This is a genomic window from Mesorhizobium sp. CO1-1-8, assembly GCF_020164875.1.
Taxonomy (GTDB): Bacteria; Pseudomonadota; Alphaproteobacteria; order Rhizobiales; family Rhizobiaceae; genus Mesorhizobium.
In genome coordinates this window covers 401,890-414,943 of the sequence record NZ_JAIUGZ010000002.1, presented here as the reverse complement: position 1 = coordinate 414,943, position 13,054 = coordinate 401,890, and the positions used below count along the sequence as shown (strand labels likewise).

Genomic DNA, 13,054 nt, shown 5'->3' with positions numbered 1-13,054 from the left:
CCTTATGAATATCCATGCGTTACGCGCGTTGAGACGGATGACCGCCGAAGCATGAGGTCTCGCCGCCTGCGGACAAATACCAAAAGCCTAGAAAGCCTCATGCTTTCTTAACCAATTTTCATCGCATTTGCTTGAGGACTTCAATGTTATGACCGCGACGACCGGAAAACCCGGATAAAGAGGCGGCAACCTTGGAAATGGCCAGCGATATCGTCTACAAGGTTCTTGACCGGATTTCCGGCGCCGGCCTGCTGGCGACCGGACTTCTGTTGCTGACTGCTTTGGTCAGTGCCCTGTTCGCCTACTGGCGCACGGTCGAGAAAAAGAGCTGGAAAGAGTTCTTCGAGTTCGCGGTTCCCCATGAGGTCATTACACATCCTTCGGCGAAAGCCGACCTTTTGTTCTGGGTGACGCGGAAGGCGCTGATGCCATTCCTCATGCTGCCCGCCGGCGTCGTCTTCGTCAGCGCCGTCGGCTATGCGACGAACTGGTTGTTCTCCACGCTGCTGGCAATCCAGCCGCCCCTGATCGAAGGGCCGGCAGGGCCGGTGACGGTGACGATCTTCACCATCACCATGCTGCTTGCCTACGACATTTCGTACTATCTCTATCACGTCGCCCAGCACCGCTACCCGGTGCTCTGGGAACTGCACAAGGTCCACCATTCGGCCGAGGTGATGGTCGGCATCACCAAGGATCGCGTCCACCCGCTCGACGAATTGATGAACCGGGCCTGGGACGGCGTCATTCCCGGCATCTGCTTCGGCATCTGGTCGCTGGTGTCGCTGAACCTCGTTGAGCTGACGGTCTTCGGCGTCAACGTCTACATCATACGCAACATCCTGATGATGGATTTCGTCAGGCACACGCATTTCAAGATCTCGTTTGGACCGCTGAACAATCTGATCCTGTGCCCGCACTGGCATCAGTTGCACCACAGCACCGACCCTCGCCATTACGACAAGAACTTCGGGCTGCTCTTCTCGTTCTGGGATCGGCTCTTCGGAACTCTGTGCGTTCCGAGACCCGACGAGGACTTCAAGTTCGGTTTGATCGAACGCAACGTGCGCGACTACCAGTCGCTCGCAGGCCTGTACGTCATGCCGCTGAAGCGGATGTGGCGACAGATCGCCAGACACTTCCGCACAAATAAGCCCGAACCACAGCAATCGCCGCAAAGGGGGAAGCCATGAACGGACCCGCCGTGTTCCGGATGCCGCGAACGCACCGGATCGAAATTGCTACCTCGTCAGCGCGGTTGGCAGAAATCGCGCCCGCCTGGGCAGCGCTCTGGCAACGTGCCGGCGGCCTCGTTTTCCAGCATCCCGACTGGATCTCGGCCTGGTGGCACACCACACCGCATCAGGACCGTCGCGGTCTCAGGATCGGCCTGGTCTGGAGCGGCGAGCGCCTCGAGGCCGTCATTGCGCTCGCGACCTTCTGGCGCTCGGGCATCCGTATGCTGGAATGGGCGGCGAAGGATCACTGCGATTATGGCGACGTCCTGCTTGCTCCCGATGCCGAGCCACAGATCCTGCCGCAACTCTGGCAACATATTCTCGACGATGGCGGCTTCGATCTTGCCTACCTCAATCGTCTTTTGCCCGATGCCCGATTCCGGACCCTGCTCGGTCCCGCCGCGCCAGGCCAAGGCAGCATCTTGCAGCCGAGCCACCGCAGCGAGGTCAGCTATCGAGTTTCCAGCGCCGGACAACGCGGCGCACAATGGTTTGAAAGCCAGTCGAAGAAAACCCGGCAAAACTATCGCCGTGGCTACAAATTCATGGAGGAAGGCGGCGCGCTGCGTTTCCGCCTGATGGATGCGCACGAAGCCCGCGAGCCGGTGCTGGAGCGCGTCGCGGCGCTGAAGCGGCTGTGGCTTGCAAAACACGGCCGCGTTTCGGACCTCTTCGACGAAGGTTCCCCCGCGCTGGCGGCACTGATCTCCGTTCTGGCAGGGCTTGGGTTGCTGCGCATCTTCGTGCTCGAACGCGAAGACGAGATCATCGCCATCTCGATCAATTTCGAGCAGCATGGAACGATGATGGCTTTCGTCACCACCTATGATCCGGCCTTCGAACGGGCCTCGCCGGGCATGGTCTTGATGATGGATTACATCCAGTGGTCGTTTGACCGGGGCTTGACCACGATCGACTTTCTCTGCGGCGGCGAGGATTTCAAGCGCCGCTTTGCGACGCATTCGGTGATCTTGTCGTCAGTGGTGGGTGGACGAAACCTGCGCGGACGCCTTGCCGCCCTGGCAGACCGAGCCCGCCACGCGGCGCAATCCTGGCGTCCCGAGAAACCGGCGCAACAAGCGGAGCTGGTGGCGGCGGAGTAGCATTGCCGACGCTTTTTTGATCACCCGCACAGCGGCAAGCACGATGAAACGATCGGGCAATCCCGATCGAGGCTTGCTGGTCTCCGGCTCAGAATACGCTTCGCGAAACCGGGCGCTCGACGGCTGGAGACAAGCCATCCTCACGCCCTCCCGAAGCTTGCTCGCGTGCAGGCTCGATGGCAACCGCAGGCGCGGGAACAGGGGCCGGCAGAACCACCAATTGCGGCACCTGCTTGAAGGAAAAGCCGCCGCGGATGTCGCCCATCTTGCCGGCGACGATGCCCATGACCGCCTTTTCGAGGCTGCGATCATAGCGCGTTTCGGCTGTGGCCGGCGCGACGATGACGGTGCAAAGCACTACACCGCACAGAAGCGTTTTCATTGTTGTTATCTCCCTGCCTGATCACGATCTAGCAGGGCGCCATTGAAAAACGGCCAACAGACACGGTAAGCAAAGCGCCAAACGGCAGCGTAAACAACGCGTTAAGATCGTTGGCCGGCAAACCGATTCAAGTCATTGAGACTTTGATTCAGGCGCGCTGGGCGCGAACCGTATGCCCGAGCGCGACGAACACGGTGCGCACGATGCCGGCAGCATCGAGCCCGGCATCGGCATACATCTTTTCCGGCTTGGCGTGGTCGGTGAACGCGTCGGGCAGTACCAGCGGGCGCACCTTCAGGCCGCTTTCCAGCAGGCCTTCATGGGCGAGGAACTGCAGCACGTGGCTGGCGAAGCCGCCGACGGCGCCCTCCTCCACCGTCACCAGAACCTCATGCGAGCGGGCCAGCCGCCGGATCAGATCCTCGTCGAGCGGCTTGGCGAAACGGGCGTCGGCGACCGTGGTGGACAACCCGGCAGCCCCCAGCTCCTCGGCGGCGATCAGGCAATCCTGCAGCCGTGTGCCGAAGGACAGCAATGCTACCTTGGTGCCCTCCCTTACGATGCGGCCCTTGCCGATTTCGAGCACAGAGCCACGCTCCGGCATGTCGACGCCAACGCCATTGCCGCGCGGATAGCGGAAGGCGATCGGCCCGTCATCATAGCTTGCCGCGGTGCGTACCATGTGGCGCAGCTCCGCCTCGTCCGCGGCCGCCATCACCACGAAGCCGGGCAGTGTCGCCAGGAAGGTGGTGTCGAAGGCGCCGCAATGGGTCGAGCCATCGGCGCCGACGAAGCCGGCGCGGTCGATGGGAAAGCGCACCGGCAATTTCTGGATGGCGACGTCGTGGACGACCTGGTCGTAGGCGCGCTGCAGGAAGGTGGAATAGATGGCCGCGAACGGCTTGTAGCCTTCGGTGGCAAGGCCGGCGGCGAAGGTCACCGCGTGCTGTTCGGCGATGCCGACATCGAAGGTGCGCGACGGGAACGCTTCGCCGAACAGGTCGAGACCGGTGCCGCTCGGCATGGCGGCCGTGACGGCGACGATACGGTCGTCCTCGCGGCCCTCCTGGACCAGGCTTTCGGCGAACACCTTGGTGTAGGCCGGTGCGTTGGCCGGCGCCTTGGCCTGCGCGCCGGTGATGACGTCGAACTTGTTGACGCCGTGATATTTGTCGGCGGCGGCTTCCGCCGGCGCATAGCCCTTACCCTTCTGGGTGACGACATGGATGAGCACCGGGCCTTCGCCATTGTCACGGACATTTTTCAGGACCGGGATCAGATGCTCTAGATTGTGGCCGTCTATCGGGCCGATGTGATAGAAGCCGAGTTCCTCGAACAGCGTGCCGCCGGTGACGTAGCCGCGCGCATGCTCGACCGCCCGGGTGATCGCACGGTCAGCGCGCTTGCCGAGATAAGAGGTCAGTTTCTTGCCGAAGTCGCGCAGGCCGGCATAGGCCTTGCCCGAGGCCAGACGCGCCAGATAGGCGCTCATCGCGCCGGTCGGCGGCGCGATCGACATGTCGTTGTCGTTGAGGATGACGATCAGCCGTGCATCGAGCGCGCCGGCATTGTTCATCGCCTCGTAGGCCATGCCGGCAGACATGGCGCCGTCGCCGATGACGGCGATGACATTGTTGCGGCCGCCGGAGAGATCGCGGGCGGCGGCCATGCCGAGGCCAGCCGATATCGATGTCGAGGAGTGGGCGGCGCCGAAGGGATCGTACTCGCTCTCGGCGCGGCGGGTGAAGCCGGACAGGCCGCCTTCCTGGCGTAGTGTGCGGATGCGGTCGCGGCGGCCGGTCAGGATCTTGTGCGGATAGGCCTGGTGGCCGACATCCCAGATCAGCCGGTCGTCGGGGGTGTTGAAGACATAGTGCAGCGCCACTGTCAGCTCGACCACGCCAAGCCCGGCGCCAAGATGACCACCCGTGCGCGACACGGCGTCGACCAGCTCGGCGCGAAGCTCGGACGCCAATTGCGGCAGTTCACTCTCGGCAAGCGTGCGCAGGTCGGCCGGGATGCGGACCTTGTCGAGAAGCGGCGTATGCGGCGTTGCGTTCACGGTGCTCGGGCTTTCGGTTGATGGGCGAAATAGGCCGCCGGCTGGCGAAAGTAAATGCGTGTCAGTGACGCGGATCAGGCCGTGGTCTTTTGTTTCTACGCATGTCGTTTCCCCAGAACCGGGCCACCTTGGGCGACAGGCATCAGCTTTCCGGCAGCGGAATAAACTCTTCCTCGTCTCCGGGAACGATGTCGAAGCGGCCCGTCTTCCACTCTTCTTTCGCCTGTTCGATACGCTCCTTGGATGACGAGACGAAATTCCACCAGATATAACGCTTCGAACCAAGAGAGGCGCCGCCGAACAGCATGAAATGCGCCCCGGTCTGCGACGACACGACGATCTCGTCACCGGGACGGAACACCAGCAGCCGTTCGGCTGGGAACACATCACCCGAAATCGAGACCTCGCCCTCCAGCGTGTAAATGGCGCGCTCTTCCGCATCGGCAGGGATTTTCACGCTGGCGCCGGGCGCCAGGCGCAGGTCGGCGTAGAGCGTCTCCGAGTCGGCTCTGACCGGGGACCGCAACCCCTGGAAATCGCCGATGATGATGCGCCCGTTGACGCCTTCGGCATCGATCTCGGGAAGCCTGAGCGCTCCTGTGTTCTCGAACACAGGAGCCACCTCTTCCTTGTCGTCCGGCAGCGCCAGCCATGTCTGCAGGCCGGATACCGACATCGGCGCGCCACGCAGTTCCTCCGGCGTACGCTCCGAATGGACGATGCCGCGGCCGGCGGTCATCAAATTCACGTCGCCGGGCTGAATGACCATTTCGGTGCCGAGTGAGTCGCGGTGCCGGATCTTGCCGTCGAACAGATAGGTGACTGTCGACAGTCCGATATGCGGATGCGGACGGACGTCGAGCGCCTGGCCGGCCCGCAGGATCGCGGGACCCATGCGGTCGAAGAAGATGAACGGCCCGACCAGCCGCCTTTTTGCCGTCGGCAGGGCACGGCGCACCTGAAAACCACCGATGTCCTTGGCGTTCGGGATGACCATCAGCTCGATCTGGTCGCTGGCAAAGGCGTCGCCTGCCTCAGGGTCTTTCCCGGGGAAGAAGCTCATGGAATCTCCTTGTCAGCGTCCAATGGCTGCTTTGACGGCATTAGGCGAACCGGATGGCTGCCTTTGCCCGCAGCTTGGCCGCCACCTCTTCGCGATTACGCGGATGCTGATGGGTTTCCAGGGAATCGAGCAGTTCGCGCGCCGAGGCCGCGATGGCTTCGACGGCATGGTCGAAGGCGTGCTGGTTCTGCTTCGAGGGCCGCGTCGTTCCGCTCAGCTTGCGGACGAACTGAAGAGCCGCGTCGCGCACCTCGTCATTGGTTGCCGGTGGATCAAAATTGAACAGGGTCTTGATGTTTCTGCACATCGCTTCCGTATCTCCTCTTGTCCTTGAGCTGTTTCAATCGGAACGAGTCATATCCTCGATCATGATCATGTCCAAAAACCGGTGAGGCGAGCCATCGTTCGGACCGGGCCTCAATCCGCGTCGAGTGGCTCCGTTCCAACCGGCTTGCCGTCGCGCGACAGCCTGATCTTCTCGACCTTGTCCTCGGCGGCCTTCAGCAGCCGATCGCAATGCGCCTTCAGCGCCTCGCCACGTTCATAGATCCGGATCGACTGGTCGAGCGGCACGTCGCCACGCTCCAGATCATCGACGATCTTCTCCAGCGCATCGAGTGCCTGCTCGAAGCTCATCGCCTTGACGTCTTCGTTGGTCTCACCAGCCATCATTCATCCTTTCATCAGTCGCCCGACATGGGCGGCGACCGAAAATGCCAATCCCTGCAGATCGTAGCCGCCCTCGAGCAGGCTGACGAGCCGGTTGCCGCTGTGGCGTGCGGCGCGCTGCATCAGCTGGCCGGTCGCCCAGTCGAAATCATCCTCGGTCAGATTGATTTCGGCCAGGGGATCGCGGTGATGCGCGTCGAACCCCGCCGAAATGATAATCAGGTCGGGCGCGAAATTGTCGAGCGCGGGCAGGACGCGCGACAGGAAGGCATCGCGAAACACCTCGCTGCCGGTCTGCGGCGCCAAAGGCGCGTTGACGATGTTGCCGGCGCCCGTTTCGTTCTTCGCTCCGGTGCCGGGATAAAGCGGCATCTGGTGTGTCGAGCAATAGAGCACCGACGGATCGTTCCAGAAAATATCCTGCGTGCCATTGCCGTGATGCACGTCCCAATCGACGATGGCGACGCGCTCGACACCGTGTTTCTTCTGCGCATAGCGCGCCGCGATCGCCGCCGTGTTGAACAGGCAAAAGCCCATCGCCGTGGTTTTTTCGGCGTGGTGGCCAGGCGGCCGGGCGGCGACGAAGACATTGTCGGCGCGGCCCGAAAAGACGTCATCAACGGCGGCGTTGGCGGCGCCGATCGCGGTGATCGCCGCTTGCCAGCTCTTCGGACTGGCAGTGGTGTCGGCATCGATGCGGGCAATCCCCTCGTCGGGGATGGCGGCGCGCACGCGGGCGACGAAATCGGCGGGATGCGCGTAGAGGATGGTGGCCTCGTCGCCTTCCGGCGCCTGGATACGATCGAGCCCGGCAAAGGCTTCCTCATCGAGCACGCGCTCGATGGCACGCAGGCGGTCGGGCCGCTCGGGATGTCCGGGCGGCGTGAGATGCTCGAGGAAGATCGGATGGGTGTAGAGACGGGTGGTCATCGTCCTAATCTAGTGACCCGGATCGACAAAGGCCATGCACGGGCGGCCGATGACTGGGGAAAATCGCGACTGCGTCCATTCGCGTCGCCGCAGGCATTGGCCTCGCCGGCGCTTCGGCGTAAGGTCCCTGGTACTGCCTGGTGCCCGCCTGTCTGTTTGTTTTAGCCGCATTCTGCGACGCCAAGTGATTCCACTTGGCTGCAAATGCTCTGGCGGGAGAATCGGGAACACGGTTGAACTCCGTGGCGTGCCCAACGCTGTGAGGGGGACCGCGCCGGTAAATGCCACTGTCGATGACGGGAAGGCACCGGACGCGGGTTGATCCCGAGCCAGAAGACCGGCCTGGCAGGCATCGTCATCCGCATGGTCAGGCGGGTGGCATGGATTGCAATCGCAAGGGGACGAGCGATGCCGGAACATATGACCGCTGCCATTGACGATGGATTTGACCAGAATGCGCGCGATGCGGTCTATCGCGCCATGTTCACGCGGCGTGACGTGCGCAGCCATTTCCTGCCCACCGCGATCGATGACGACGTGCTGGCGCGGCTGCTGCTTGCTGCCCATCACGCGCCATCGGTCGGCTTCATGCAGCCATGGAATTTCATTGTCATTCGTGACATCGAGCGACGCGAAAGGGTGCGCGACCTGTTCCTGGCCGCGCGCGAGCAGGAACTGCCGGCGATCGAGGCGGAAAAACAGGCGCTGTACCGCAAGCTCAAGCTGGAAGGCATCTGCGAGAGCGCGCTCAACATCTGCATCACCTGCGATCGGCAGCGCTCGAAGGGTTCGCCGCTGGGACGCTGGCACAATCCGGAGATGGATCTCTACAGCACCGTCTGCGCGGTGCAGAATTTCTGGCTGGCCGCGCGTGCCGAGGGCGTTGGCGTCGGCTGGGTGAGCATCATCGAGGCTGCGGCGCTAAGGCGGCTGTTGGCCATTCCGGATCACGTAACGCCGGTCGCCTATCTCTGCGTCGGCCGTGTTTCCGAGTTCGCTCCCAAACCGGACCTTGAAACGCACGGCTGGGGACGGCGGCTGCCGCTGCCGGAGCTGATCATGAGCGAGACTTTTTCCGGGCAAGGCGAGACACAGCTCAAATCCACCGTGGCGCGCCTCAACACCGTTTCTGCCGCACCAGACACCATCCGCCCAGCCGATCAGGGTGTCGCGCCGGCCGTGCCCCAGCGCGAACCGCCGAAGGAGGCCAGCGCCTTGTCCTTGAGCTCCCTGAACTTCGACGACGCCTCGGCCAGCCGGGCGTCCCAGGCCGGATCCGGCATCTGGCCCGCGATGGTCTTGAAATAGACCTGCATCAGGCAGGCGATGGCAAAGGGTTCAATGAACGCCGCCTTGAATGCCCAGGCGAAGACGATGGCGAGCACAAAAGCCCACCCGGCGAGTTGGCCAGGCATCAGGAACAGAATCGCACCGGCAGGCGCCAGCATCATCAGAAAGATGATGAACGACACGCCCCACATGATGACCGCCAGCCAGACGGCGTTCTTGACCATGACCTTGCCGTTCTGGGCATAGAGCACGACGCCTTGGCGCGCCGTCTCGAAGGGCGAGGCTGAATTGATGCGGATGTTGTAGCCGAGGATGATCTCGTCGACATAGGTCAGCGACAGGCGGATCACCGTATTGATGAAGGAGACCAGGCCGCTCAGGCCCGGGATCGGCAGGAAGGCGGCGATACCGCCGAGCACGCCGGTGATGGCGCCGATGGCACCCTTGACGAGTTGGTCGACGGCGAAAAGGATGTTGGCCTCGGCAAAACGCTGGGTGACGATATCCTTGGCATAGGCGATCTGATCCTGACCGCCGGGAATGTCGCGGCCGTCGATCAGATGAACCATGACGGCGATGTGGCCGGCCTTGACGATATAGAGGATGTATTCGCGGATCCAGTAGACCGCGATCGAGACGATACCGAAACCGACCACCCCACCCCACAGGGCAAAGGACGGCGACCCGTCGGGATCAGTGGAGATATGGCCGACGCCATAGCCGACCGAAGCGCCGGTGCCGGTCGCCATGATGTAGGCCAGCGTGATGCCGAAATAGACGATCATGCGAAAGACGATGAAAGGCCAGGTCCGCATCATGATGGACACCGACCGGCCGACCTCAAAATCCCACATGTGCCCCGAATCTCCGCCTCAGAGATGGTGGAAGAGGATGAACTCAACCCGGCGATTGTCAATCGCCGGCCCCTGACGCCAAAGGGCGACGAATTTGGGGTAACGGTTTCTTTCGGAGCCTTTCGCCGGCGCGGTGGCTGACGAGCATCAAACGAAAAACCCGCCTGTGCGGCGGGTCACTGGCGCAAATCAGCACCATGGACGAATATGTACCTTAGCTGAGGGCACGGTGTCAAGAAAAAATTCCTATCGCGAACAGCTGCCGGCACGAAAGCTCCGGTGGAAACTTCAATTCGACTGCGGATCCGGCTTCTTGAGCAGGCCTTCGAGCAGTTGCTTGAACGCCGTCACCACCTTCTTCGACGTCGCTTCGGGGTCGTTCGAATTGGCGATCCGTTGCGCTGCCTGGCTGCTCGCTCCGTTGATCAGCCGCGAGGCAGTCTCGGGGTCGAGGCTGGAGACAACGACCCCCTCCTCCTGCAGCGCGGTCAGATGGTCGGTCATTGAAGCGATGCATGCACTGCAATTCGGCCATTGCGCTGGATCTCCCAGCACGGCCGGGCCATCCCGAAACATGATGCGCTGGATTTCCGGCTCCAGCGCCATCTCGATATAGGTCGAGCACTCGTCGACGAAATGTTGCCAGCGGGTCGGCGCTCTCGACGCGACCTCGTTGATGCGCGCCGCCATCTCGCCGTCAATCTGCGCTATGACCGCCTGCAGAAGCCCCTTCTTGTCGCCGAAATGATGATAGAGCGCGCCGCGCGTCAGCCCGGCCGAAGCGGTGAAATCATCCATCGAGGCTTCCGCATAGCCTGTTGTGCCGAAGGCATGACGGGCCGCCGCGATCAGCTTTGCGCGCGTCTCGGCGATCATCTCCTTGCGGGGTCTGTGCATGGCTTCTGGCCCTATTCACATACGTAACGTATGCCAATGGACATACGCGACGTATGCTATATCTACTGATCATACGCTCCGTATGTAATTGTCCGATCGTCCTTTGTCGAGGAACCAACCGATGCAAAATCCCTACGCGGAAATCTTTCGTGCCCCCGGCGCCAAGGGCTTTGCGGCCGCCGGCTTCATAGCGCGTCTGCCGATCGCCATGGCGCCCATCGGCATCGTGGCGATGCTGTCGCAGACGCGTGGCGAATACTGGCTGGCCGGAGCCGTCTCGGCGACATACGCGCTGGCCAACGCCTTCGTCGCGCCGCAGATATCGAGACTGGTGGACCGCCTGGGCCAGACACGAATCGTGGTGCCCACCACCATCATCGCGGTGCTGGCTTTCGCGGTCCTCATAGCAGCGGCCAACCAGGACTGGCCGGTGTGGACGCTGTTCGTGTCGGCACTGCTGGCCGCCGCCATGCCAAGCATACCAGCGATGGTGCGGGCGCGCTGGACAGAGATTTTCCGCGGCCGGCCGCAGATGAACACCGCATTCGCCTTCGAGTCCGCGGCCGACGAGTTGGTCTACATCGCCGGGGCATCGCTGTCGGTCGGCCTCAGTGCCGCCGTGTTCCCGGAAGCCGGTGTTCTGGTGAGCACATTATTTCTCGCATTCGGATCAGCGGCCTTCATTCTGCAACGCTCGACCGAGCCGCAAGTGCGGCCGGTGAACCATGCCTCAAGCGGCTCGGCGATCCGCCTGCGGCCGGTTCAGATCATCACCCTCGCCCTGATCTTCATCGGCGCAACCTTCGCGACGACGGAAGTGACCACCGTGGCGATCACGAAGGAGCTTGGCCAACCGGGCGCCGCCAGCCTTGTCATCGGCGTTTATGCTCTGGGATCGTTCGTGCTCGGCATCATCGTCGGCGCGCTCAGCCTGAAGGCGCCGCTGCAACGCCAGCTCGCTATCGCCGTCGCCCTCGTCGCGCTCGGCACGCTGTTGCCGCTCACCGCCGACACCGTGCCGCTGCTGGCGCTGACCGTGTTCATAAGCGGTGTGGCGATCTCGCCGACCTTCATCACCGCCTTCGGCCTGATCGAACGGCATGTGCCGGAGGCGATGCTGACCGAAGGCATTACCTGGGTCATGACCGGCATCGGCATCGGCATGGCGCTGGGCTCGTTCGCGGCCGGCGCGGTGGTCGACGCGTTCGGGCCCCAGAGCGGGTTCTGGGTCTCGGTGGCTTCAGGCACGATCGCGCTGGCCACGGTGCTGCTTGGCCAGCGCAACCTTGCCACGACTGAGTGCGAGATGGACGGATGCCAAGCAGCTGCGATTGCCGCGGAATAATCAGATAGCGCCCGGTTTCGAGCCGGGCGGTATCGGCCTGCTCAGAGGATCTCGGTCTTGGCGATATGGATGCCAAAACCTTCGAGGCCGACATAGTGGCGTTCGCGCGAGGCGATCAGGTTGATCGAGGAGATGCCGAGATCCTTTAGGATCTGGGCGCCGAGCCCAATCTCGCGCCACTCGTTTTCGCGGCGGCGCGCCTCTTCGTGATCCTCGCGGTCGCCGCTGGCCGGCCGCTTGCGTTCCTGATGCGCAACACCGACGGAGCCTTCTCTGAGATAGACGATGACGCCGCGCCTGCGCTCGCCCATTGCCTTCATGATGGCGTCCAGCCGGTGGCTGGTGCCGAAGACATCGGTCACCACATCCTCGGAATGCAGACGCACCGGCACCTCCTCGCCGTCGCGGATGTCGCCGAAGACGATGGCGACGTGATGCATGGAGTCCCACGGCAGCGTGTAGGTGAAGACCTGTGCCTTGCCGCCGAGCGTGTCGATTTCCGAGCACGCGACGCGTTCGACCAGCGTTTCCTTGCGCTGCCGGTAGGCAATGAGGTCGGCGACCGAAACCTGCTTCAGCCCATGCTCCTCGGCGAAAGCCTGCACCTGCGGGCCGCGCTTGACGGTACCGTCATCATTGACCAGCTCGGAAATGACGCCGACCGGCGGCAGGCCGGCGAGCTTGCACAGATCGACCGCTGCTTCGGTATGGCCGGAGCGCATCAGCACGCCGCCTTCGCGCGCGATCAGCGGGAAGATGTGGCCGGGCCGGACGAAATCCGAGCCACCGACATTGCCGTTGGCAAGATTGCGAACGGTCAAGGTGCGATCTTCGGCCGAGATGCCCGTCGTGGTGCCATGCTTGAAATCGACGCTGACGGTGAAAGCAGTGGTATGGGCGGAATCGTTGTCGGCGACCATGGGCGCAAGGTTCAGCCGCTTGGCTTCTTCGCGCGGCATCGGCGTGCAGACGATGCCGGAGGTGTGGCGCACGATGAACGCCATCTTTTCGGGCGTGCAGTGGACGGCGGCGACGATCAGGTCGCCCTCGTTCTCGCGCCCGTCATCATCCATGACGACGACGATCTCGCCGCGTTCGAAAGCACGCAGGGCTTCGACGATTTTCTTCTGGTCGTAAGGCATGGGTACTCGCTTCGCTCGCAGGGAATTAAGGGAGTAGGGCAGTACGGGAGTAGGGCAAAGCAAAAAGATTTGGCTGGCC

The 13,054-nt window shown here is 62.8% G+C and carries 12 protein-coding genes, 1 pseudogene and 1 riboswitch; of the genes and pseudogenes, 4 read left to right on the top strand and 9 right to left on the bottom strand.

Translation table 11 applies throughout. The features are described from left to right. Nucleotides 1-197 precede the first annotated feature (197 nt). Complete coding sequence (locus LB558_RS05370; RefSeq protein ID WP_224696557.1) at nt 198-1,193, top strand: sterol desaturase family protein; 996 nt, start codon at nt 198-200, stop codon at nt 1,191-1,193. Then, on the top strand, nt 1,190-2,341 hold the full coding sequence (locus tag LB558_RS05365) for a GNAT family N-acetyltransferase (RefSeq protein WP_224696556.1): 1,152 nt from the start codon (nt 1,190-1,192) through the stop codon (nt 2,339-2,341). Before LB558_RS05370 ends, LB558_RS05365 begins: the two co-directional genes overlap by 4 nt. 88 nt (nt 2,342-2,429) lie before the next feature. Here LB558_RS05365 and LB558_RS05360 read toward each other — a convergent pair whose 3' ends face one another. From LB558_RS05360 to LB558_RS05335, 6 genes are all read right to left on the bottom strand, one after another. Continuing rightward, the gene (locus LB558_RS05360) at nt 2,430-2,723 is read right to left on the bottom strand and encodes a hypothetical protein (RefSeq protein ID WP_224696555.1); all 294 of its coding nucleotides are present in this window, start codon (nt 2,721-2,723) and stop codon (nt 2,430-2,432) included. 148 nt (nt 2,724-2,871) lie between these two features. Continuing rightward, the gene (dxs, locus tag LB558_RS05355; protein WP_224696554.1) at nt 2,872-4,785 is read right to left on the bottom strand and encodes a 1-deoxy-D-xylulose-5-phosphate synthase; all 1,914 of its coding nucleotides are present in this window, start codon (nt 4,783-4,785) and stop codon (nt 2,872-2,874) included. A gap of 142 nt (nt 4,786-4,927) precedes the next feature. Continuing rightward, a complete protein-coding gene (locus tag LB558_RS05350) occupies nt 4,928-5,848 on the bottom strand; it encodes a pirin family protein (protein WP_224696553.1) in 921 nt (306 codons plus the stop codon). Nucleotides 5,849-5,888: 40 nt separating this feature from the next. Then, on the bottom strand, nt 5,889-6,155 hold the full coding sequence (locus LB558_RS05345; RefSeq protein ID WP_027035955.1) for a DUF2277 domain-containing protein: 267 nt from the start codon (nt 6,153-6,155) through the stop codon (nt 5,889-5,891). Nucleotides 6,156-6,265: 110 nt separating this feature from the next. Beyond that, a complete protein-coding gene (locus LB558_RS05340; RefSeq protein WP_013532792.1) occupies nt 6,266-6,517 on the bottom strand; it encodes an exodeoxyribonuclease VII small subunit in 252 nt (83 codons plus the stop codon). Between the two features lie 3 nt (nt 6,518-6,520). Further along, nucleotides 6,521-7,447, bottom strand: a complete 927-nt coding sequence (locus LB558_RS05335) for a histone deacetylase family protein (protein ID WP_224696552.1) — start codon at nt 7,445-7,447, stop codon at nt 6,521-6,523. Between the two features lie 178 nt (nt 7,448-7,625). Beyond that, nucleotides 7,626-7,808: riboswitch (cobalamin riboswitch) on the top strand. Nucleotides 7,809-7,810: 2 nt separating this feature from the next. Between LB558_RS05335 and bluB the strand changes: the two are divergent. Beyond that, nucleotides 7,811-8,437: pseudogene (gene bluB / locus LB558_RS05330) on the top strand (5,6-dimethylbenzimidazole synthase); the annotation flags it as partial. A gap of 170 nt (nt 8,438-8,607) precedes the next feature. Here bluB and LB558_RS05325 read toward each other — a convergent pair. Next, nucleotides 8,608-9,591, bottom strand: coding sequence for a hypothetical protein (locus LB558_RS05325; RefSeq protein ID WP_224696551.1), 984 nt, complete (start codon nt 9,589-9,591; stop codon nt 8,608-8,610). 288 nt (nt 9,592-9,879) lie between these two features. After that, nucleotides 9,880-10,488: a TetR/AcrR family transcriptional regulator gene (locus LB558_RS05320; RefSeq protein ID WP_127257063.1), complete on the bottom strand. Its 609-nt coding sequence runs from the start codon at nt 10,486-10,488 to the stop codon at nt 9,880-9,882. Nucleotides 10,489-10,609: 121 nt separating this feature from the next. On the opposite strand from LB558_RS05320, the gene LB558_RS05315 reads away from it, so the two are divergent. Then, nucleotides 10,610-11,833, top strand: a complete 1,224-nt coding sequence (locus tag LB558_RS05315) for an MFS transporter (RefSeq protein ID WP_224696550.1) — start codon at nt 10,610-10,612, stop codon at nt 11,831-11,833. A gap of 41 nt (nt 11,834-11,874) precedes the next feature. Here LB558_RS05315 and ribB read toward each other — a convergent pair whose 3' ends face one another. Beyond that, on the bottom strand, nt 11,875-12,975 hold the full coding sequence (gene ribB, locus LB558_RS05310) for a 3,4-dihydroxy-2-butanone-4-phosphate synthase (RefSeq protein ID WP_127268178.1): 1,101 nt from the start codon (nt 12,973-12,975) through the stop codon (nt 11,875-11,877). Nucleotides 12,976-13,054: the final 79 nt, after the last annotated feature.

Bases quoted from the DNA above. Each gene is read 5' to 3' on its own strand.
- LB558_RS05370 (WP_224696557.1), top strand. From the start codon at position 198: ATGGCCAGCGATATCGTCTACAAGGTTCTTGACCGGATTTCCGGCGCC.
- LB558_RS05365 (WP_224696556.1), top strand. From the start codon at position 1,190: ATGAACGGACCCGCCGTGTTCCGGATGCCGCGAACGCACCGGATCGAA.
- LB558_RS05360 (WP_224696555.1), bottom strand. From the start codon at position 2,723: ATGAAAACGCTTCTGTGCGGTGTAGTGCTTTGCACCGTCATCGTCGCG.
- LB558_RS05350 (WP_224696553.1), bottom strand. From the start codon at position 5,848: ATGAGCTTCTTCCCCGGGAAAGACCCTGAGGCAGGCGACGCCTTTGCC.
- LB558_RS05345 (WP_027035955.1), bottom strand. From the start codon at position 6,155: ATGTGCAGAAACATCAAGACCCTGTTCAATTTTGATCCACCGGCAACC.
- LB558_RS05340 (WP_013532792.1), bottom strand. From the start codon at position 6,517: ATGGCTGGTGAGACCAACGAAGACGTCAAGGCGATGAGCTTCGAGCAG.
- LB558_RS05335 (WP_224696552.1), bottom strand. From the start codon at position 7,447: ATGACCACCCGTCTCTACACCCATCCGATCTTCCTCGAGCATCTCACG.
- LB558_RS05325 (WP_224696551.1), bottom strand. From the start codon at position 9,591: ATGTGGGATTTTGAGGTCGGCCGGTCGGTGTCCATCATGATGCGGACC.
- LB558_RS05320 (WP_127257063.1), bottom strand. From the start codon at position 10,488: ATGCACAGACCCCGCAAGGAGATGATCGCCGAGACGCGCGCAAAGCTG.
- LB558_RS05315 (WP_224696550.1), top strand. From the start codon at position 10,610: ATGCAAAATCCCTACGCGGAAATCTTTCGTGCCCCCGGCGCCAAGGGC.
- ribB (WP_127268178.1), bottom strand. From the start codon at position 12,975: ATGCCTTACGACCAGAAGAAAATCGTCGAAGCCCTGCGTGCTTTCGAA.